At 71.0% G+C, this 19,222-nt stretch carries 17 protein-coding genes and 1 pseudogene; 13 read left to right on the top strand and 5 right to left on the bottom strand.

Going from position 1 to position 19,222, the window contains the following annotated elements:
- The first annotated feature begins 146 nt into the window (after nucleotides 1-146).
- From nrfH to QQK49_RS21260, 11 genes are all read left to right on the top strand, one after another.
- On the top strand, nucleotides 147-647 hold the full coding sequence (gene nrfH, locus QQK49_RS21310; protein ID WP_284305757.1) for a cytochrome c nitrite reductase small subunit: 501 nt from the start codon (nucleotides 147-149) through the stop codon (nucleotides 645-647).
- A 4-nt stretch (nucleotides 648-651) separates the two neighbouring features.
- Nucleotides 652-2,124: an ammonia-forming cytochrome c nitrite reductase subunit c552 gene (locus QQK49_RS21305; RefSeq protein ID WP_284305756.1), complete on the top strand. Its 1,473-nt coding sequence runs from the start codon at nucleotides 652-654 to the stop codon at nucleotides 2,122-2,124.
- 413 nt (nucleotides 2,125-2,537) lie between these two features.
- On the top strand, nucleotides 2,538-3,443 hold the full coding sequence (locus QQK49_RS21300) for a tetratricopeptide repeat protein (RefSeq protein ID WP_284305755.1): 906 nt from the start codon (nucleotides 2,538-2,540) through the stop codon (nucleotides 3,441-3,443).
- Nucleotides 3,444-3,446: 3 nt separating this feature from the next.
- Nucleotides 3,447-3,953: a cytochrome c biogenesis CcdA family protein gene (locus tag QQK49_RS21295; protein ID WP_284305754.1), complete on the top strand. Its 507-nt coding sequence runs from the start codon at nucleotides 3,447-3,449 to the stop codon at nucleotides 3,951-3,953.
- Nucleotides 3,950-4,186, top strand: a complete 237-nt coding sequence (locus QQK49_RS23575) for a sulfite exporter TauE/SafE family protein (RefSeq protein ID WP_284305753.1) — start codon at nucleotides 3,950-3,952, stop codon at nucleotides 4,184-4,186. Before QQK49_RS21295 ends, QQK49_RS23575 begins: the two co-directional genes overlap by 4 nt.
- 11 nt (nucleotides 4,187-4,197) lie before the next feature.
- Nucleotides 4,198-4,869, top strand: coding sequence for a cytochrome c biogenesis ResB family protein (locus QQK49_RS21285; RefSeq protein WP_284305752.1), 672 nt, complete (start codon nucleotides 4,198-4,200; stop codon nucleotides 4,867-4,869).
- On the top strand, nucleotides 4,812-5,735 hold the full coding sequence (locus tag QQK49_RS21280) for a cytochrome c biogenesis ResB family protein (RefSeq protein WP_284305751.1): 924 nt from the start codon (nucleotides 4,812-4,814) through the stop codon (nucleotides 5,733-5,735). Before QQK49_RS21285 ends, QQK49_RS21280 begins: the two co-directional genes overlap by 58 nt.
- 3 nt (nucleotides 5,736-5,738) lie before the next feature.
- On the top strand, nucleotides 5,739-6,656 hold the full coding sequence (ccsB, locus tag QQK49_RS21275; RefSeq protein ID WP_284305750.1) for a c-type cytochrome biogenesis protein CcsB: 918 nt from the start codon (nucleotides 5,739-5,741) through the stop codon (nucleotides 6,654-6,656).
- 39 nt (nucleotides 6,657-6,695) lie between these two features.
- Nucleotides 6,696-7,358, top strand: coding sequence for a TlpA family protein disulfide reductase (locus QQK49_RS21270; RefSeq protein ID WP_284305749.1), 663 nt, complete (start codon nucleotides 6,696-6,698; stop codon nucleotides 7,356-7,358).
- 132 nt (nucleotides 7,359-7,490) lie between these two features.
- A complete protein-coding gene (locus tag QQK49_RS21265) occupies nucleotides 7,491-8,516 on the top strand; it encodes a DUF2332 domain-containing protein (RefSeq protein WP_284305748.1) in 1,026 nt (341 codons plus the stop codon).
- 138 nt (nucleotides 8,517-8,654) lie between these two features.
- The gene (locus QQK49_RS21260; protein ID WP_284305747.1) at nucleotides 8,655-9,200 is read left to right on the top strand and encodes a YceI family protein; all 546 of its coding nucleotides are present in this window, start codon (nucleotides 8,655-8,657) and stop codon (nucleotides 9,198-9,200) included.
- Nucleotides 9,201-9,286: 86 nt separating this feature from the next.
- Here the strand turns inward: QQK49_RS21260 and QQK49_RS21255 are convergent, their stop codons facing one another.
- Nucleotides 9,287-9,985, bottom strand: coding sequence for a peptidylprolyl isomerase (locus QQK49_RS21255; RefSeq protein WP_284305746.1), 699 nt, complete (start codon nucleotides 9,983-9,985; stop codon nucleotides 9,287-9,289).
- A 9-nt stretch (nucleotides 9,986-9,994) separates the two neighbouring features.
- The gene (locus tag QQK49_RS21250) at nucleotides 9,995-10,972 is read right to left on the bottom strand and encodes an alpha/beta hydrolase (RefSeq protein ID WP_284305973.1); all 978 of its coding nucleotides are present in this window, start codon (nucleotides 10,970-10,972) and stop codon (nucleotides 9,995-9,997) included.
- Nucleotides 10,973-11,151: 179 nt separating this feature from the next.
- Between QQK49_RS21250 and QQK49_RS21245 the strand changes: the two genes are divergently transcribed.
- Both QQK49_RS21245 and QQK49_RS21240 read left to right on the top strand, forming a co-directional pair.
- Nucleotides 11,152-13,734: an AMP-binding protein gene (locus QQK49_RS21245; protein WP_284305745.1), complete on the top strand. Its 2,583-nt coding sequence runs from the start codon at nucleotides 11,152-11,154 to the stop codon at nucleotides 13,732-13,734.
- On the top strand, nucleotides 13,727-15,607 hold the full coding sequence (locus tag QQK49_RS21240; RefSeq protein ID WP_284305744.1) for a sugar phosphate isomerase/epimerase and 4-hydroxyphenylpyruvate domain-containing protein: 1,881 nt from the start codon (nucleotides 13,727-13,729) through the stop codon (nucleotides 15,605-15,607). The genes QQK49_RS21245 and QQK49_RS21240 overlap by 8 nt, the downstream gene beginning before the upstream one ends.
- Before the next feature lie 40 nt (nucleotides 15,608-15,647).
- On the opposite strand, the gene QQK49_RS21235 is transcribed toward QQK49_RS21240, so the two are convergent.
- From QQK49_RS21235 to QQK49_RS21230, 3 genes and pseudogenes are all read right to left on the bottom strand, one after another.
- Entirely contained in the window at nucleotides 15,648-15,983 is a 336-nt protein-coding gene (locus QQK49_RS21235; protein WP_284305743.1) for an alpha/beta hydrolase family protein, read from the bottom strand.
- A gap of 29 nt (nucleotides 15,984-16,012) precedes the next feature.
- Nucleotides 16,013-16,576: pseudogene (locus QQK49_RS23480) on the bottom strand (alpha/beta hydrolase fold domain-containing protein); the annotation flags it as partial.
- Nucleotides 16,577-16,655: 79 nt separating this feature from the next.
- Nucleotides 16,656-19,208 carry an alpha/beta fold hydrolase gene (locus QQK49_RS21230; protein WP_284305742.1) on the bottom strand — a complete coding sequence of 851 codons (2,553 nt, stop codon included), beginning with the start codon at nucleotides 19,206-19,208 and terminating at the stop codon, nucleotides 16,656-16,658.
- Nucleotides 19,209-19,222 lie beyond the last annotated feature (14 nt).

Below are 19,222 nucleotides of genomic sequence, written 5' to 3'. Positions count from 1 at the left end.
CACCCCGGCCCCTCTCTGTATCCGATTTCTACCGGTCGAGGGGTGGGAGAAGTCTGAGAACAACCCGAGAATCGAGACATGGACGTCGCGCGTGCTCACGAAGGGTCGACACCGCCTGTCCGTGAGTGCGTCCGGAGGTGGAAAGCATGAGCAGAAGAACCGGGTGGTGGAGGACCCTCGCCCGCACGGTCGGCATGAAGGGACTCGTCTACTCGACCCTGGCCGTGTTGCTGGGGTCGCTGCTGGGTCTGGGAGTCTTCACGTTCGGCTACGCCAACGGGTTCGCGTACTTCGGCAACGACCCGAAGACGTGCGCCCAGTGTCACGCGATGGACGAGCAGTACGAAGGCTGGCTCAAGGGAAGTCACACGAACGTCGCCGGCTGCAACGACTGTCACGCGCCGCACGACAACTTCGTGGCCAAGTACATCAACAAGGCCGAGAACGGCTTCTGGCACTCGTTCAAGTTCACGACCCAGGACTACCCGCTCAAGATCCAGATCAGGCCTCACAACAAGCAGATCACCGAGGACGCGTGCCTCTACTGCCACGGGGAACTGACCAGCGGCATCCAGGCCACCAGGCACAGCAAGGACTCCCAGATCTCCTGCATCAGGTGTCACAGCGAAGTCGGGCATAAGAGGTGATGAGATGAGCAGTTCAACGACCGAGCGCCCACGCTCGGCAGACCCGTCCAAGAGGACGAAGACCCTCATCGGGTTGACGATCCTCCTCGCGGCACTGGTCACGGTCGGTGTCGCACTCCTCCTGATCAACATCATGGAGCGGCAGCAGGAAGGAGAGGAGCAGTTCTTCCGTGTCGCCGACATCGACGAGCGCACGGTCGACCCCGCCATCTGGGGTCAGAACTTCCCGCTGCAGTACGACTCGTACAAGAGCACGGAGCAGATGGAGACGACCCAGCACGGTGGCTCCGAGGCACTGCCTCACGAGCCCAGCGCGCAGGACCCGCGCACGGTCGTCACCGAGCAGAAGATCGAGGTCGACCCGCGTCTGGTCCAGATGTGGAAGGGCTACGCCTTCTCGGTGGACTACCGCGAGAAGCGCGGCCACGCCTACATGCTGCTCGACCAGCGCACCACGCGCCGGGTCACCGAGTTCAAGCAGCCGGGCGCGTGCCTCAACTGCCACGCCTCCATGCCGACGATCTACGCCGACCTGGGCAAGGGTGACGTCAACAAGGGCTTCGCGGAGCTCAACAAGATGTCCTACACCGACGCGACCAAGCTGGCGGAGCACCCGATCAGCTGCCTCGACTGCCACGACCCCAAGAGCATGGAACTGCGGATCACGCGGCCCGCGTTCGTCGAGGGCATCAAGCAGTACAAGGCCTCGGTCGGCGTCCAGGACTTCGACGTCAACGAGGACGCCACGGCGCAGGAGATGCGCACGTACGTCTGCGCCCAGTGCCACGTCGAGTACGCCTTCCCGGGCGAGGGCAAGACCCTCACCTACCCGTGGAAGTACGGCCTCTCGGTCCGTGACGAGGAGCGCTACTGGAACGAGACCGGCTGGAACGACTGGACCCACGAGCTCACCGGCGCCAAGATGCTCAAGGCCCAGCACCCCGAGTTCGAGCTGTACAGCCAGGGCGTCCACTCCCGCGCCGGTGTCAGCTGCGCCGACTGCCACATGCCGTACGAGCGTGAGGGCGGCATGAAGGTCAGCAACCACCAGGTGCGCAGCCCGATGCTCAACGTCAACAACTCCTGCCAGACGTGCCACAACACGACCGAGCAGGAGCTGAAGGACCGCGTCGGTCAGATCCAGGACCGCCACCTGCACACCCGCAACCAGGCGAGCCAGGCTCTGGACGAGCTCATCACCGACCTCGAGAAGGCCGTCAAGGAGAAGTCCGCCAGCCCCGAGAACATCGAGGTCGCGCGTAACTACCAGCGCAAGGCGAGCTTCTACATCGACTGGATCGTGTCGGAGAACTCCAACGGCTTCCACGCCCCCGGTGAGGCGCTGCGCGTCCTCAACGACGCGAACGAGGCCGCACGCAAGGGCCAGCTGGCGCTCCGCGGCGTCATCACCCCCGACACGCCGGCCGAAGGACCGGCCGCGGCGGAGAGCACGCCGAACCCGACCGCGACGAACTGACACCCCGGCGGGGTGACCCGCCGATCGCATCGCCCGACCCGAGAGGGGAGGAGGCCCCGGGCCTCCTCCCTCTTCGCGTGCCTGCCTCGTCCACCGTTCCGCCGACACGTGCCCGGCATCCATCCCGCCGAAACCGCCACCTATAACCGGCGGTTTCGGCGAGCGCGGGAGGGGGACCCGTGTTTCTGCCCCCGCCAGATCGGTCGATCTGTGCCGGGGAGCCGGGCGCCTACCCGTGGGTCGGATAGGCCCGTATTAACACGGTCTGTACCGTGCGAGATGGATCGCACCTATACCTAAAGTCCTGGGCCCCTACCCGAAACGTGTCGTGAGGCGGATAGACCGGCCCGGGCCTGCGGCGGGATCGTTGACGTAACGGATCACCCCCCACCGAAGGACGACAGGGACTCACGATGACGCGCGAACCCAAGGCAACCCGAGCCTGGCTCGGACTGAACGCGGACGCCGACGAGGTCGAGGTCGAACAGACCCGCGCGCGCCTCGAGGAGTTCCTCGCCGACGCTCCTCCGGAGCTCGCCGGCTGGGCCCGCGGCCAGGCCGACGCCAAGCACATCCACCCCACGCCCCCGGCGACCCCCGCCTCCACCGGCACCGTGACGGTCCGGCCGCAGGGCGGGCGGGCGACGACGCGCCGCCGCCGCTCCCCGCTGGTGCCGCTGGGCCTGCTCGCCGCCGCCACCGCGATCGGTGTCCTCGTCTACAACATGCCGGCCGACGGTGACCAGGCCGTCGCCGGACCCAACCCGACCGCCTCGGCCCCCGCCGACGCGATGCACGCGGCCGGCGGCACCCAGAGCGCCCCGCCGCTGGACCAGGCCAAGGTCGACGAGCTCACCAAGAAGATCGAGGCGAACCCCAAGGACACCAAGGCCATGAAGGAACTGGCCAACGAGTACTCGCGGGCCGCGCACTACGAGAAGGCCTCCCAGACGCAGGCCAAGATCGTGGGCATCGAGCCCAAGAACACCGACGCCCGCCTCGCGCTCGGTGTCGCCCACTTCAACAAGGGTGACTTCGCCCAGGCCGAGAAGGAGTGGAACACCGTCCTCGCGCAGGACCCCAAGAGCGTCGAGGCCTACTACGACCTCGGTTTCCTGTACTTCACCCAGGACCCGCCGCAGATCGAGAAGGCCGAGGCCGCCTGGAAGAAGGTCGTCGAACTCGACCCGAACTCCGACGTCGCCAAGACGGTCTCCAACCACATCGACTCGTTCAAGTCCTCCGCCAAGTCCTCCGCCGGGGGATCCGGCTCGACCTCGCCGACGGCCGTGCCCACGGCCACGGCGACGCAGGGCTGAGTCATGGGGGCCACCTTCCCTCTCGCCCTCGCCGCGGGGATCGTGGCCTTCGCCTCACCGTGCTTCCTCCCGATCGTGCCCGTGTACCTCAGCTACCTCGTGGGGGCCACCCCGGACGCGACCGCGAGGAGCGCGGCCGCCCGCCGCGCGGCCGTGGCGCAGTCGCTGATGTTCGTCGCGGGGTTCTCCCTCGTGTTCGTCACGCTGTGGGCCTCCATCGGGTTCATCGGGTACGTCCTGGGCGACTTCCGTGAGTTCCTGCGGATCGCCGGCGGCGCGGTGCTCATCGTCATGGGCCTGCACGTGGCCGGTCTCATCCAGATCTCCGCGCTGCTGCGGACGGTCGGGGTGTCGGCCGGCACGGTGATGCAGGCCGGACCGAGCGGGATCGACACCGCCTCGCTCACCCCCAGCTACAAGCGTTCGGCCCTGCTCGGCGTCGCGTTCGGCGCCGGCTGGACCCCTGCATCGGCCCGATCCTCGGCGCCGTCATCGGCCTCGCGTCGGTGAGCGGAACCGTGTGGGAGGGCACCGCGCTCCTCATCGCCTTCTCCCTCGGACTCGGCATCCCGTTCGTGCTCGTCGCGGCCGGCGCCACCGAGCTCACCACCCGCCTGCGGTGGCTCCGCCGCCACGAGACCGCGGTGGCGCTCGCCTCCGGTGGCCTGCTCATCGTGACCGGCTTCCTCATGATCACCGGCGTGTTCACCACGCTTGCCGGCCTGTCCCCCACCTTCCTCTGAATCGAGTAGCCATGACCGACACCACGATCCGGGAGACCACCGGGGGACCGGCGGGCGAGGAGCCCCCGCAGCGCCCGAACGACCCGCCCGTGCGGCGTCGACGCGAGGACACGCCCGTCGAGGCGTTCTTCCACCGCGGGTTCGCCCTCTTCCACAACAAGAAGTTCGGGCTGTTCCTCATCCTCGCCATGACGGTCTTCACGCTCATCGGGGTGCTGCTTCCGCAGGTCGCCCAGGACGTGCGCAACGACCCGCAGTCCTACGCCGAGTGGCTGGCCGGGATGCGCCCGCGCTTCGGTGGCTGGACCCCGATCTTCGAGGCCCTCGGGTTCTTCTCGATGTTCACCTCGCTGTGGTTCAAGATCGTCACGGTGCTGCTGGCGCTCAGCATCATCGCCTGCACCCTGCACCGGATGCCGCTGCTGTGGCAGAACGCCACCCGCCCGCACCTGCACGTCACCGACGGCTTCTTCGAGCACGCCAAGGTGCACGAGGTCGTCGAGGTCTCGCACTCCCCGCAGGAGGCGGTCGTCGACCTGCGCCGGATCCTCGCGCGTCGCCGGTTCCGCGTGCTGGACGACCCCAAGGGGACGGCTTCAGCCTCTACGCCGACCGCTTCCGGTGGATGCCGTTCGGCACCGTGCTGGCCCACACCTCGTTCGTCATCCTGCTCATCGGCGTGATGGTCACCGCCGGCACCGGGTTCTCGATGAACCTGCCGGTGACGGTCGGCACCCGCGTCCCCGTCGGCCACGGCACGAACCTCTCGATCGAGGCCCTGTCGTTCCGCGACACCTACCACGCGACCGGCCAGGCCATGGACTACGTCGCCGACGTCGTCCTGTACGACGGCGAGACCCAGGTCGCCCACCAAGAGGTCCGGGTCAACACCCCGCTGCGCTACGACGGGGTCAAGATCCACCAGTCCTACTTCGGCACCTCCGCCATCCTGACGGTCAAGGACGCCCAGGGCGCCACCGTCTACACCGGCGGCGTTCCCCTGGAGTACGTCTCGGACGACGAGCAGAACTCCATCGGCCGCGTCGAGATCCCCGGCACCGACCTCATCGCGTTCGTCGTCACCCCCGCCTCCGGGCAGGTGACCTCCGACATCCCCGCCGGTCAGGCCCAGGTCGAGATCCAGCGGACGGGCCAGGAGGCCCCGGTCGCCAGCGGCCGGTTCTCCCAGGGGCAGTCCATGCAACTGGGCGAGCACACCTACACCTTCGAGCGTGAGGCCAAGTTCACCGGCCTCATGGTCAACAAGGACCACGGCGCCATCTGGGTCTGGATCGGATGCGCGCTCATGATGATCGGGCTCATCACCACGATGGGCTTCCAGCACCGCCGCGTCTGGGTGCGGGTGCACCCGAGCGAGAACGGCGCCGAGGTCCGCGCCGCGTCCTCCGACAAGGCCGACCTCGCCACCCAGAAGTGGTTCCGCAGCTTCGCCTACGAGATCGCGCGGCTCGATGCCGACACCGCCGGCGCGCGCACCCCCACCTCCCCCACCAGCACGAGTTCGACCGACGGAAAGACCAGGGTTTGAGCCATGTTCGACATCTCCCAGTACTGCCTCGTGGCCGCCGCGATCCTCGTGGCCGTGGCCCTCGTCGCCAAGATCATCGGGTTCGCCCGTAGCTCGGAACGGTCCCCCGACCACGCCTACAGCGCCACGGGCCGCGAGGGCGGCGTGCTCCTCGCGGAGCGTCCCGCGTTCGCCTCCCCCGAGACCGGCCACGGCGCCGGCTCCGGTGAGCCCCACGGCTTCATCTGGTACGGGAGCCGCATGACGTGGCTGGCTCTGGCGTTCCTCACGGCCTCCCTGGCCGCGCGGGCCATCGTCACCGGCCACGGGCCGTTCACCAACCAGCACGAGTTCGCCGTGTCCTTCGCCTGGGGCATGCTCGTGGCCTACGTGTGGGTCGAGTACCGCTACAAGGCACGCACGCTCGCCCTCCTGGTCCTGCCGATCGCCGGCGCGATGCTGCTCTACGCCCTGTCGATCGACTCCGAGGTCCGCCCGCTCATGCCGGCGCTGCAGAACAACTTCCTGCTGACGTTGCACGTGGCCACGGCCGTCCTCGCCTACGGCGGCGCCGCCGTCTCCTTCGCTGCGGCCGCGCTGTACCTCATCCGCCCCCACGTCAAGTGGAACGGGCTGCCCAGCCGCGACCTGCTCGACGAGATCGGCTACCGCGGCGCGCTGTTCACCTACCCGATGCTCACCGCCATGCTCGTGCTCGGCGCCATCTGGGCCGACATCGCCTGGGGTCGCTACTGGAGCTGGGACCCCAAGGAGACCGCCTCGCTGGTCACCTGGCTCATCTACAGCGCCTACCTGCACGCCCGCGTCGTGCGCGACTGGCGTGGCAACAAGGCCGCCTACCTGCTGATCCTCGGTTTCGCCGCGGTGCTGTTCACCTACTACGGCAACCTGTTCTTCGAGGGCATGCACTCCTACGCGTGATCGCCGTAGGCACCCCCACCCACACGAAAGGAGACGGTCGTGAAGACCGATGAGCAGCGGCGAGAGCCCTCCGGCCGCGGCAGCACGAGCGCGGACGGGAACGGGTCGAGGACGCCGGACTGGCGGGAGCGGCTGCGCACCAGTCGATTCGGAACGATCGGTGTGCTCGTGGTGACCACCCTGCTCGTCATGGTCGGTGCCTGGTTCGCCCAGAAGCCGTCGGGCTCGGCCGAGGGTGACGTGACCGCGGTGTCGGTCACCGGGGAGCAGCTCGGACCGCCGCCGGCCGTGGGAGCACCGGCGCAGGACTTCACCGCCCGCACCCTCGACGGCAAGGAGGTGCGGCTCAGCGACTACAAGGGCCGCCCGGTGTGGCTGCTGTTCGGCGCGACCTGGTGCTCCTCCTGCCGGGCGGAGGTCGCCGATGTCGAGGCCGCCTACCAGCAGGCCAAGGACGCCGGGGTCGAGATCATCTCGCTGTACCTGTCCGAGGACGCGGGCACGGTGCAGGACTACACCTCCGGCACCGGTCTGAGCTACCTGCACGTGCCCGACCCGCGGACCGACGTCGCCTCCGCCTACCGCGTCATGGGCATCCCCGCCCACTACTTCGTCGACAAGGAGGGCAAGATCGCCTCCATCGACATCGGCGCCCTGGACCGCTCGACGATGGACGAGAAGCTGGCGAGCATCACCGGCTGAGGTCGCGGCTCTCGACTCGGAGACACCGCGAGACAGGGACACTCAGACGCAACGGAGCCCGTGGCCGGTGGCCGCGGGCTCCGTTCGCGTGCCGGTGTGTCGCCCGGCGGTGCGGAGGACTAGCTTTCGCTCATGGAGCTGTTCACGAGCGTCGCCCGGCAGTACGAGGACTTCGCGGCAAACGCCACCGACTCACCCTGCTTCGCCGACTGGGCCCACCGGGTCACCGAGGACGCGGAGCTGCAGGGGTGGATCGCCCAGCTCCCGCCGATCAAACAGCAGCCCAACCTGGTGTTCGCGGCGGCGCGGTGGCAGGGCGTGCCGGCTCCCGGCCCCTACGAGGGCCTGCGGGAGTCGCTGCTGGCCGACGACGGCGCGATCGTCATGACGATCATGTGTCGTGCGACCCAGACCAACGAGGTCGGCCGATCGGCCACGCTCGCACCGGTCTTCGCGCGGATCGCCGCCGAGAGCGGTCGGCCGCTGGCGCTGCTGGAGGCGGGTGCCAGCGCCGGCCTGTGCCTCTATCCCGACCGCTACACCTACCGCTATCTCCTCGACGATGCCGGCGACGGCGAGGGGGACACCGGCACCACCGAGGTCACGTGGACACCGGGGGTTCCGGGGCCGGAGTTGACCTGCACCGTCAAGGGCGGTCACCTCGACCTGCCGACGGGCTTCGAGGTCGGGTGGCGTGGTGGGCTCGACCTGTCCCCCATGCACGTCGACGACGCCGACGAGACGGCCTGGCTCGAGATGCTCGTGTGGCCCGAGCAGGACGGTCGGCGGGACCGTCTGCGCGCCGCCGTCGAGATCGCCCGCTCCGAGCCGCCGCAGCTGCGCGCGGGCGACATCCTGCGCGACCTGCCCGAGCTGGTCGCCGAGGCCGGTGCGCACGGTGAGGTCGTCGTGTTCCACAGCGCGGTCGTGGCCTACCTCGCGCCGCCGGACCGGGAGCGGTTCGCCGGCATCATGACCGGACTGGTCGCGTCGGGCGCCTGCCGCTGGGTGAGCAACGAGGGCAAGGACGTCCTGCCCGAGGTCACGCGGACCGGCCCGCCGGTGCCGACGGGGCACCCCACCTTCGTCCTCGGGCTCGACGGCCAGGCCGTGGCGTGGACTCACGGTCACGGCAGCTCGATGCGCCTGCTGGACTGAATCGCCGCCGGGCACAGGCCTGTCCGCGTGCTCGTGTCAGCCCGAACTACCGATTTTCCGCTCCTACTTGACACGTCAACTACGTCCCCCTATCGTTATTGGTGACGCATCAACTACTTACCTTTCGAAGGAGTTCTCATGAGCAACCTGCAGCAGCTCGACGGCACCTACACCATCGACCCGGTCCACTCCCGCCTCGGCTTCATCACCCGCCACGCGATGGTGACCAAGGTCCGCGGCTCCTTCAACGAGTTCGAGGGGTCGGCCACCACCGGCGCCGGCCTCACCGACGCCCGCATCGACGTCACCGCGCAGATCGCCAGCATCGACACCCGCAACGCCGACCGCGACGGCCACCTGCGCACGAACGACTTCTTCGACGCCGAGCAGTTCCCGACGCTGAACTTCCGCTCGACCGACGTGACCGCCAAGGACGAGGACACCCTGCGTGTCGCCGGCGACCTCACCATCAAGGGCGTCACCAAGCCCGTCACCATCGACTTCGAGTTCGGTGGCATCGCCACGGACCCCTACGGCAACGAGCGCATCGGCTTCGAGGGCTCCACGACCGTCAACCGCAAGGACTTCGGCATGGAGTTCAACGCCGCGCTGGAGACCGGTGGCGTGCTGGTCGGCGAGAAGGTCACCCTCGAGCTCGAGATCTCCGCCATCAAGAACGCCTGAGGCAACTCGAGCCCGACTCGAACCGCTACGCACCGACTCGGACCGCCTCCACGTGGAGGTGGTCCGAGTCGTCTGTCGCGGCAGGATCAGCCCTCGGTGATCCGCACGGACTCCATGCGGTGCTCGGTCGACGGGGCGCCGCCGGGTGAGCCGTCCTGCTCGATCCGGTGCACGACGTCCATGCCTGAGGTGACCTTGCCGAAGAGGCTGTAGTCCGGCGGGAGGGCGACCCCGTCGTCCCCGGTGACGACGAAGAACTGGCTGCCGTTGGTGTCCGGTCCGGCGTTGGCCATCGCGACCGACCCGACCTCGTACTCCCCCGCCTGCGGGAGTTCGTCCCCGAACGCGTACCCGGGGCCACCCTGGCCGGTGCCCTCCGGGTCGCCGGTCTGGTTCATGAACCCCGGGATGACCCGGTGGAAGACCACGCCGTCGTAGAACTTGTGCCGGGCGAGGAAGACGAAGTTGTTCACGGTCGCCGGCGCTTTGCGGGCGTCGAGGTCGACCGTGAACTCCCCCACGTCCGTGGTCACCGTCGCGGTGTACGTCTTTGCCGGATCGATGCACATCGCCGGCGGCGCGGCGAACTGCGTGGTGCGTTCGGCCGCGCCCTGCTCCGGCGGGCAGTCGGTGGCGACGGCAGGACTGCCCTGCGTCGCGGTGGCTCCGGTGGCCGCGACGCCCGGGGTGGAGGGAGCGTTCGATCCTCCGGGCCCGGGAGCGCTGCCACAGGCGGACAGGGTGAGAACGGCCAGGGCGAGGCAGGTACGGCGCAGCGTGGACATACCCCGACCTTACGGTCGATCCCCGTCGATCTCCTTGCGCCGCAGGGGGATCACATCCCCACCCTGTGAACCGGCGACCACGTGCCCCTCGATCCACGCGATGAGATCGGCCACGACCTCCTCACGTGAGGTCTCGTTGAACATCTCGTGGCGTCCGCCGGAGTACAGCCGGGTCGTCACGTCGCGCACCCCCGCGCGCCGGTAGGACGCGGCGACGTCGGCGACGACCCCGCCCCGATCCCCGACGGGGTCCTCCTCGCCCGCGAGCAGGTGGATGGGCAGGTCGGAGCGCACGCTCGCGACGCCGCCCCGGTCGAACGCCTGCCCCAGCCCCGTGAACAGGTCGACGTAGAAGCCGTTGGAGCAGACGAACCCGGCCGCCGGGTCGGCGATGTAGTCGTCGACCACGGCCTCGTCACGCGAGAGCCAGTCGAAAGAGGTGCGTGCAGGCTTGAAGGCCCGGTTGAACCCGCCGTTGAGCACACGATCCAGCAGCCGGGCCGGACGACCCGGACCGCGCAACCGGCACGACGCGCGGGCGATCGCGAGGCCGGCGACGCGCTCGAGGCGTCCCGGGAGCGCGACGGTGCCCGAGAGCACCAGCCCGTCGATCGTCCGTGAGTCCTTGGCGGCCAAGGTGCGCGCCACGAGCGAGCCCATGCTGTGTCCGAGGAGCACCAGCGGCGCACCCGGGTGCTGCGCCCGAGCCAGTTCACCGACGGTCAGCGCGTCCTCGACGAGCAGACCCCACCCGTCGCGGTCGGCCACGTGACCGAGTGATGTCGGCGACGTCGCGCCGTGTCCGCGCTGGTCGTGGGCCACGACGGCGAGTCCCGCGTCCGCGAGTTCCCCGGCGAGCCGGTCGTAGCGGCCCGCGTGCTCGGCCATGCCGTGCAGGATCTGCACGACGCCACGAACAGGCCCCGCGGGCAAGGTCGTTCGCACGGCGAGGGTCGTTCCGTCCGACGCCTTGCAGGTCGACTCCATCACCGGCTTCACCTCCCTCGTGATTGTCACACCGGCCGCGGCCGATGGCGATCCGCGCAGTCGACGGGCTCGTCCGAACCCGCCCGCGCGACGGCCTCAGGTGCCGATGGACACGTGACCATGTGACGCGGTCAGCACGCCGGTGGCACGATGACGCGCGAGGGGATTGGGGGATTTCCGTGGATCGACACGACATCCGACCCGCAGTGGGGTCGACGACGACGGGCGACCTGGCAGCGGTCGGCGAGAGGGACATCGCGTGCGGAGTGCTGCCGAGGCTGCAGCACGTCGTGGCCGCACGGGGTGAGCACGTCGCCGTCGACGACGGCACGACCCGGGTGAGTTTCGCCGAGCTCGCCGTCCGCGCGGCGGCGATCCGTGCGCGGCTCGAGGACCTGATGGCGGGCCGCCCGGTCGAGTCCGCGCCGGCGATGGGCACCAAGGAGCCGGTCGCCCTGCTCGCCGGGCACGACGCCGCCTCGGTCATCGCGCTGGTCGCGCTGCTGGCCTCCGGCCATCCGGTCGTCGTCCTCGACGAACGCACGCCCGCCGCCTGGCAGCGCCGGCTCCTGGCCCAGGTCGGCGCAGACGTCGTCGTCGCGGACGCGTCCCGGGCCGACGTCGCGGCCGCACTCGTCGACGCGGCGGGTGGCACGGCCACGCTGCTGACCACGACGGACGAGAGCGCCGACGCCGGCCTCCTGTGGCGCGACCTCCCGCCGGCCGATGCGCCGGCGGTCATCGCCTTCACCTCGGGCACCACGGGGGCGACCAAGCCGGTCGTGGGATCGCACCGCCTCCTCGTGCGCGACGCCTGGAACTCCGCCGTCGCCTCCTGTTGCTACGACGCCGACGACGTCGTGGTCCACACGCTGCCGTTGCCGTTCCACGCCGGGCTGACGACGACGATCCACACCCTCCTGGTCGGGTGTGGGATGCGGCTGGTCGACGTGCGCGCCACCGGCGTCGCGACCCTGCCCGACACCATCGCCCACAGCGGGGCCACGCTGCTGGTCACCAGCCCCGCCATCCTGCGCAGCCTCGTGGCGAGCGGGCCCGACCCCGACCTCCTGGCCGGATTGCACGGGCTCACGGTCGCCGGCGAGTCGGTGTACGCACGCGACATCGCGGGCGCGAGCGAGCTGCTCGGGTCGCACTGCGTCGTCCGCAACCGCTACGGCGCCTCCGAGGTCGGGCTGATCTGCGAGCAGGTCGTCGGCGAGGCCCCCGAGGGGCGGCTGCCCATCGGCCGGCCCATCGGATGGACCGGCGTCGACGTCGTGCGCGAGGACGGCACCTCCGCCGACATCGGCGAGAAGGGCGTCATCGTCGTCACGGCCCCCGACATCGCCCTCGGCTACTGGGGACGACCGCAGGACCCGGCCTTCACCGACAACCCCGACGGCACCCGCACCTTCCGCACGAGCGACCTCGGCCGCCGCCTGCCGGACGGGTCGATCGACCTCACCGGCCGCAGCGACCACGCCGTGTCGGTCCGGGGGTACCTCGTCGACCCCGGCGAGGTCGAGGCCGTCCTGCGCTCCCTGCCCGGCGTCCGCGAGTGCCTCGTGGCCGGTCAGGAGACCGACACGACGACCCGGCTCGTGGCCTACGTCGTCGGCGAGGCGGCCGGTGACCCGACCGCGCTGCGCGCCCGCCTGCGTGAACGCCTGCCTGGTCACATGGTGCCCGCGGAGGTCGTCGCGATGTCGGCGCTGCCCCGCACCGAGCGCGGCAAGGTCGATCGGCGCGCGCTGCCGCTGCCCGTGCGCGGCGACCGCGGCCACGAACCGCTCACCCACTGGGAGCAGCTCGTCGCCGACACCTGGACGCAGGTGCTCGGGGTCGACGACCTGGGCCCCGACGACGACTTCTTCACCCTCGGCGGCGACTCCCTGTCGGCCGAGGAACTGATGACCCGGCTGCGCGACGACCTGGGCGCCCCGCCGGCACGCACGACGAGCCGCACCCTCGTGCAGGCGCCGACGCTGCGGGAGTTCGCCTCCGCGCTGGCCCCCGACGGGCAGCGTTCCCGGGCGGGCATCGTCACCCTGCACGCGGCGGGCTCGCGTCCGCCGCTGTTCATCCTCGCCGGCGCCGGCGGACTGGGCCGCACGCTGGGCACCCTGGCCCGCAGGCTCGGCGCCGACCAACCCGTGCACGCGCTGCAGTCGCCGTCACTGGAGTCGCGCGCGCTGCCGGAGACGTCCATCACGGTCATGGCACGCCGGCACCTGGCCTCGATCCGCGGCATCACCCGGGGTCCGTTGCTGCTGGCCGGTCACGGGTTCGGCGGGCTGGTCGCCCTCGAGATCGCGCGGCTCGCCCAGGCCTCCGGGCAGTCGGCCCCGTTCGTCGCCCTGCTCGACACCACTCCCCCGGCACTCACCCGCGGCGACACCCGCCCCGCCTGGCGACGGGCCAAGAGCGGACTAGGGCTCGCGCTGGCCTCGGTGCGAGACACCACCGGCGGCGCCGAGGCGTGGCGGTGGCAGTTGCAGGCCGACACCCTCGCCATGGGCCACACGCCGACGCCACGGAGGGGCCGTGCGTTGGTGCTGACGGCCTCGGACGGTCCCGCGCCGGAGGGTCAGGCCTCCTGGGGTGCGGTGCTGCCCGGCATGGTGCACCGTCACGTTCCGGGCGGTCCGCTCACCATGGTGCGTCCACCTCACGTCGACGCGGTCGCCGCGCACCTGCGGACGGCCCTCGACGACGTCCTGGCCGGCGTGACCCTCGAGCGGGAGCCTGCGGATGCGTAAGTCGATCGCCACCGTCTCGATCTCGGGATCGCTGCCGGAGAAGCTCGCCGCGATCGCCGCGGCGCGGTTCGACGGCGTCGAGATCTTCGACAACGACCTCATCGCGAGCGACCTGTCACCGGGCCGGATCGCCGAGCGCTGCGCCGACCTCGGCCTGAGCATCGACCTCTTCCAGCCGCTGCGGGACATCGAGGGGTCGCGCCCCGAGGCCTTCCCCGCGGTGCTGCGCCGCCTCGAGCACAAGTTCTCGGTGATGAACCGCCTCGGCGTCGACCTCGCCCTCGCGTGCTCGAGCGTGCAACACGACGCCGTGGACGACCTCGACCTGGTCGCCGAACAGCTCCACGCCGTCGGCGAACTCGCCGCGCAGCACGGTGTCAGCGTCGCCTACGAGGCGCTCTCCTGGGGCACCCACGTCAACCGGGTCCGGCAGTCGTGGGAGGCCGTCGAACGCGCCGCGCACCCGCACGTCTCACTCGCCGTCGACACCTTCCACGTGCTCTCCCGCGGCGACGACGCCACCGCACTCGCAGGCATCCCCGGAGACCGCATCGGCTACCTCCAGATCGCCGACGCCCCCCGCCTGGACATGAACGTGCTCACCTGGTCGCGGCACTACCGGTGCTTCCCCGGGCAGGGCGACCTCGACGTGGCCGGGCTCGTGGGCGCGGTGATCGACGCCGGGTACCGCGGACCGCTGTCGCTGGAGGTGTTCTCCGACGTCGTGCGCGTCGCCGACCCGAGGATGAACGCCCTCGACGGCATGCGCTCCCTGCTCCACCTCGAGGAGCAGTTGCGAAGCCGAGGCCAGGCCCGGATCGCGGGCGACGAGCCCGTCCGGCCGGTCCGGCCGGTCGTCGACCTGTTCGACCCGCCGCCCGTCCCGGACCGGGTCGACGCCGGATTCGTCGAATTCGCCGTCACCGAGGACGATTTCGCCGACACCGATCCCGGGACGAGCCTGACCGCCCTCCTGACCGGCCTGGGATTCGCCCACGTCTCCACGCACGCCACCCGCGGGGTGCAGTGGTGGCGCAACGGCGACGCGCACGTCTGCGTGACGACCCTGCCCGTCCCCGGACCCCCGCGTCACCGGCCCTTCGTCAGCGCCATCGCGCTCGGCGTCGACGACGTCCGTGACGTGGCGACCCGCGCGAGCGCGCTGTTGTGGCCGACGGTCGCCTTCCGGCGCGGCCGCTACACCGCCGCCCTGCCGGGGATCGACACCCCGAGCGGCATCCACGTCTTCCTCGGCGGCCCCGACGGCAGCGAACAGGACTGGCGCAGCGGGTATCCCGGTACACCGGAGGAGGTGGCCCACGGCGACTGGTCGGGCATCGACCACGTCGGGGCGACCGTGCCCGCGGAGCTCTACCCGGCCGAGCAGTCCTTCTACCGCACCGTGTTGGGCCTGCAGGGCGGGGCGATGAGCGAGTTCATGCGTCCGACCGGCCGGCTGCGCAGCCGCCCGTTCCGTCCGGACCGTGGCGGGGTGCGCGTGGCGCTGGCCGTCGGCGACGACGACGGCGCCGGCCTGGACCAGGTGGCCTTCGCCTGCCCTGACGTGGTCTCGGCCGTGCAGGCGGCCACGGCGGCGGGTGTGGAGTTCCTCGAGGTCCCCGACAACTACTACGACGACCTGCGGGCGCGCTTCGACCTGGACGAGACGCTGATCGAGACGCTGCGCCGTCACGACCTCATGTACGACGAGGACGCGAACGGCCGTCTGCTGCACGCGTACACGACGACCATCGGCGGCAGCTTCTACGTCGAACTCGTGCAGCGCGAGGGCGGCTATGCGGGCTACGGCGCAGCCGGCACCCACGTCCGACTGGCGGCCCAGGCCCGGTCCTCACGCCGCACGACGCGCTGACGCCGCTCTCCGGGACCGTGCCGGCTCGTCGAGGCGGCGGTCAGGGCTCCACGTCGAGATGCGCGTCGAGGAAGTCGAGGACCCTCGTGGTCACGACCGGGAGGGTGTGGAACTTCGGGCCGCCGTGCGGGGCGTCCAGCGGGAGGTAGTCCGCCTCGACGCCCAGGGAGCTGAGCAGACGGTACAGCCGCGCCGACTGGCGTGCGGGCACGATGCAGTCGCGGGTGCCGTGCAGGAGCATCGACGGCGGTGAGCCGATCCGGACGTGCGTGAGCGGGTTGGCGAGCTTGACGCGCGCGCGCATGTCGGGTGCCTCCGGGTCCCCACCGATGAGCCTGCCGCGCGTGGAGGCCGCGCCGTGGTCCCCCGCTGGCAACGGCTCTTCAGGCGGTCGGGCACGACCCGCGCGAGATCGGAGGGCCCGTAGTAACTGACCAGCGCGGACACCGCGGTGCTCCAGCCCGTGACGCCGAGATCCCCCTCCAGGCGAGGGTTGTGGCTGTCGCCGGTGTAGGCCACCAACTGCGCCAGGTGTGCTCCCGCGGACTGACCCGCCGCCGCGAACCGATCGGGGTCGAGGTGGTACTCCTCCGCGCGGGACCGGAGGTAGCGGACGGCGGCCTTGACGTCGTGCAACTGCGCCGGAAAGCGCGCGACCTGACTGAACCGGTATTCCACCGACGCGACGGCGTACCCGTTCATGAGGAGCATGTCGCGGAACGACTCGACGCGCTCCGGGCTACCGCCACCGAGGACGGACTTGGAGCCGTGGCTCCACGACCCGCCGTGGATGAAGATCACCAGCGGCCGCGGCGTGGTGTGACCACCGGGGACGAACAGGTCGAGCCGATGCGCCGGGTCACCACCCTCGACGTACCGCAGGTCCAGGCTGACCTTGGGCGGTACCCGAGGCGGCGGCCGCTCGGCGGAGACCGCTTCGATGCGGGGTTGCTGCACGGGAACGAGCATCGTCGCGATCAGGGCGGCTGCGACGACGAGCCCCGCCATGAGCGCGCGACACCGACGCAGCAGCAGACGACCCACCGATTCAGGCTACCGAGTCCACCCGCGGCGCCCCGACCTCTCGCGGCGGACGCACGGAGTCCAATGCATCCATGATGTGCCCGGCCAGCGTGGCGGCGTGGGGGTCACGCAGCATCGACACGTGGTTTCCGGGCGTCGTGACGCCGGTCCACGGCCCCGACAGGTGCGGTGCCCACGCGGCCCGCGCCTCCTTGTCCTCGCTGTCGGCGACGACCACCACCGTGCGCCCCGGGTACGGGGTCGTGCGGTAGCGGACGGACAGGGCGCGGCTCTGGGCGTGGAAGCGCCAGTACTGGCCCAGACCGGGGTTGGGCACGAGGCCGGTGACGAGCAGTCCGCACCAGTCCCGCACCTTGCGGTAGAAGGAGGCGTCGGTGCGCAGCGGCGGGATGAGGGCCGGGTCGGGCGGGAAGGAGTCGAGCTCGATGAGGATCGCGACCTCTTCGCCGGCGGCGCGCAGCTGCTGAGCCATCTCGAGCGCCACGAGCCCGCCGTAGGAGTGCCCGCCGAGGTGGTAGGGGCCGTGCGGTTGGATCTCGCGCAGCATCCGCAGGTTGCGCCGGGCCGCGGCGGGGATCGACCAGTCCGGCAGGGCCGTGCTCTCCAGGCCGTGGGAGTGGAAGGAGATCACCGGCAGGTCCTTGGCCAGGTGCCTGACCACCGGGACGAACCCGATACCGAGACCGCCACCGCCGGCGACCAGGAACAACGGCGGGCGGTCGCCGCCTTCGGCGAGTCGCGTGACGATCTGCTTGCGCCGCTCCGGCTTGCGCTTGAGGCGGCGCGCGTACTCGGCGACCGTCGGGGCCTGCGCCAACATCGCCGAGGTGACGTCGGAGGCGTCGACGCCGAGATCGGTGACGACCATCGTCGTCACCTCCTCCGCGGCGAGCGAATCTCCGCCGAGGGCGAAGAAGTCCGCGTCGCGGCCGACCTCCTCCAGGCCGAGCGCACGCGCCCACACCTGGGCGACGAGTCGCTCCCACTCCGACCACGGCTCGGTGCCGACGTCGGCCCGCGGCGCGGCCGGCAGCGCCGAGCGGTCGAGCTTGCCGCGCTCGGTGCGGGGCAAGGCCGAGAGGAACACGACGGCGTCGGGAACCAGGTGGCCCGGGAGTCGGTCGCGCAGGGCGGACCGGATCGCCGCCGCCGACGGCCGCTCGGCCCGGGAGACGACGTAGGAGACGAGCCGGTAGCGCTCCCCCGCCTCGTCGCGCACGCCCACCGTGAGGGCCTCCGCCACGTCGGGCAGCGTGAACAACACCGCGTCGACCTCACCGGGCTCGACCATGTAGCCGCGGATCTTGATCGAGTGGTCGCGGCGGCCCAGGAGCGTGAGTCGCCCCTCGCGCAGGACGCCGATGTCGCTGCTGCGGTAGGTGCGTCGGCCGTCGGGCTCGGTGCGGAACGCCTCGAGGGTGGTGGTGAGGTCGCCGCGGTACCCGGAGGCGACGTGGTCGCGGGTGATGACGACGACCCCCGGCTCGCCCTCGGGCTGGGGGGTGCCGTCGTCGGTGACGCAGACGAGGTCGGTCAGGCCCACCGGGCTGCCCACGGGCAGGGGTCCGGCGAGCGGCGGGTGGTCGTGGCCGATCGCGTACTCCGCGATGAGCCCGGTCTCGGACGAGCCGTACCGGTTGCGGACGACGCACCGCCGCGACAGCAGCGGCCGGAGCCCCTCGACGTCGCGGCCGTGGGCGGGCTCGCCGGCGATGGTGACGGTGGTCAACGACCGGAGCTGCTCGGGCGTCGGCCCGGCGCCGACGAAGGCCCGGAGGATGGCCGGGCTGGTGTGCATGACGCTCGCCCCGACGGACTCGATCCAGGCCGGGAGGCCGGCGATGCCGCGGGCGCGCGTGTCGAACAGGCGCATCGTGGAGCCGACGACGAGACCGGCGACGGTCACCATGAGACCGGCGTGGAAGGCCATGGGCAGGGTGTGGGCGATGACGTCGTCGGCGTCGTAGCAGCCGGTGGCCGCCGAGTTGCGCCAGGCGTCGGAGACGAGCATCCGGGAGTCGTTGACGACGACCTTGGGCGTGCCCGTGGAGCCGGAGGTGAAGGCGAGGATCGCGGGTCGCGCCGGGTCGGGCAGCTCCTCGAACAACCTCTCGCGCGCGGTGGGCACGATCGCGTCGGGGCCGATGACCGGGCGGCCGAGGGCGCCGGCCACCTCGAGCTGGTCGGCGCCGGCGAGCACGGTGGCGGCCTCCACCCTGTCGCACAGCTGCTTCAGGCGTGGGGTCGGGGTGCGGTGGTCGAGGACGAGCAGAGGCCGCCCCGAGGCCAGCACCCCGAGGATCGACGCCACGGCGTCCCGTCGGTGCGCGAACACGATCGCCACCGGGTCGTCGGGCATGGTGTGGGCGACGACCGCGGCCTTGACCGCCGCCGCCTCATCGGCCAGCTGCGCTAAGGTCATGTCGCCGTCGGAGTCGGCCACGGCCACCTCGTCGGGCAGCGCGGTGAGCACCGTCGCGAATCGCTCGAGTACACCGCCCGCGGCATCGTTCGCCGTGAGCGGAGCGAGCCTGGTTCCCCTGCGTGCGTTCATCATGTGTTCTCCCCCGA

Origin of the sequence: Mobilicoccus caccae, assembly GCF_030161635.1 — a bacterium.
GTDB classification, from domain to species: Bacteria; Actinomycetota; Actinomycetes; order Actinomycetales; family Dermatophilaceae; genus Mobilicoccus; species Mobilicoccus caccae.
Note: the sequence above shows the minus strand (reverse complement) of the source record. Positions and strands in the feature narration are given on the sequence as shown.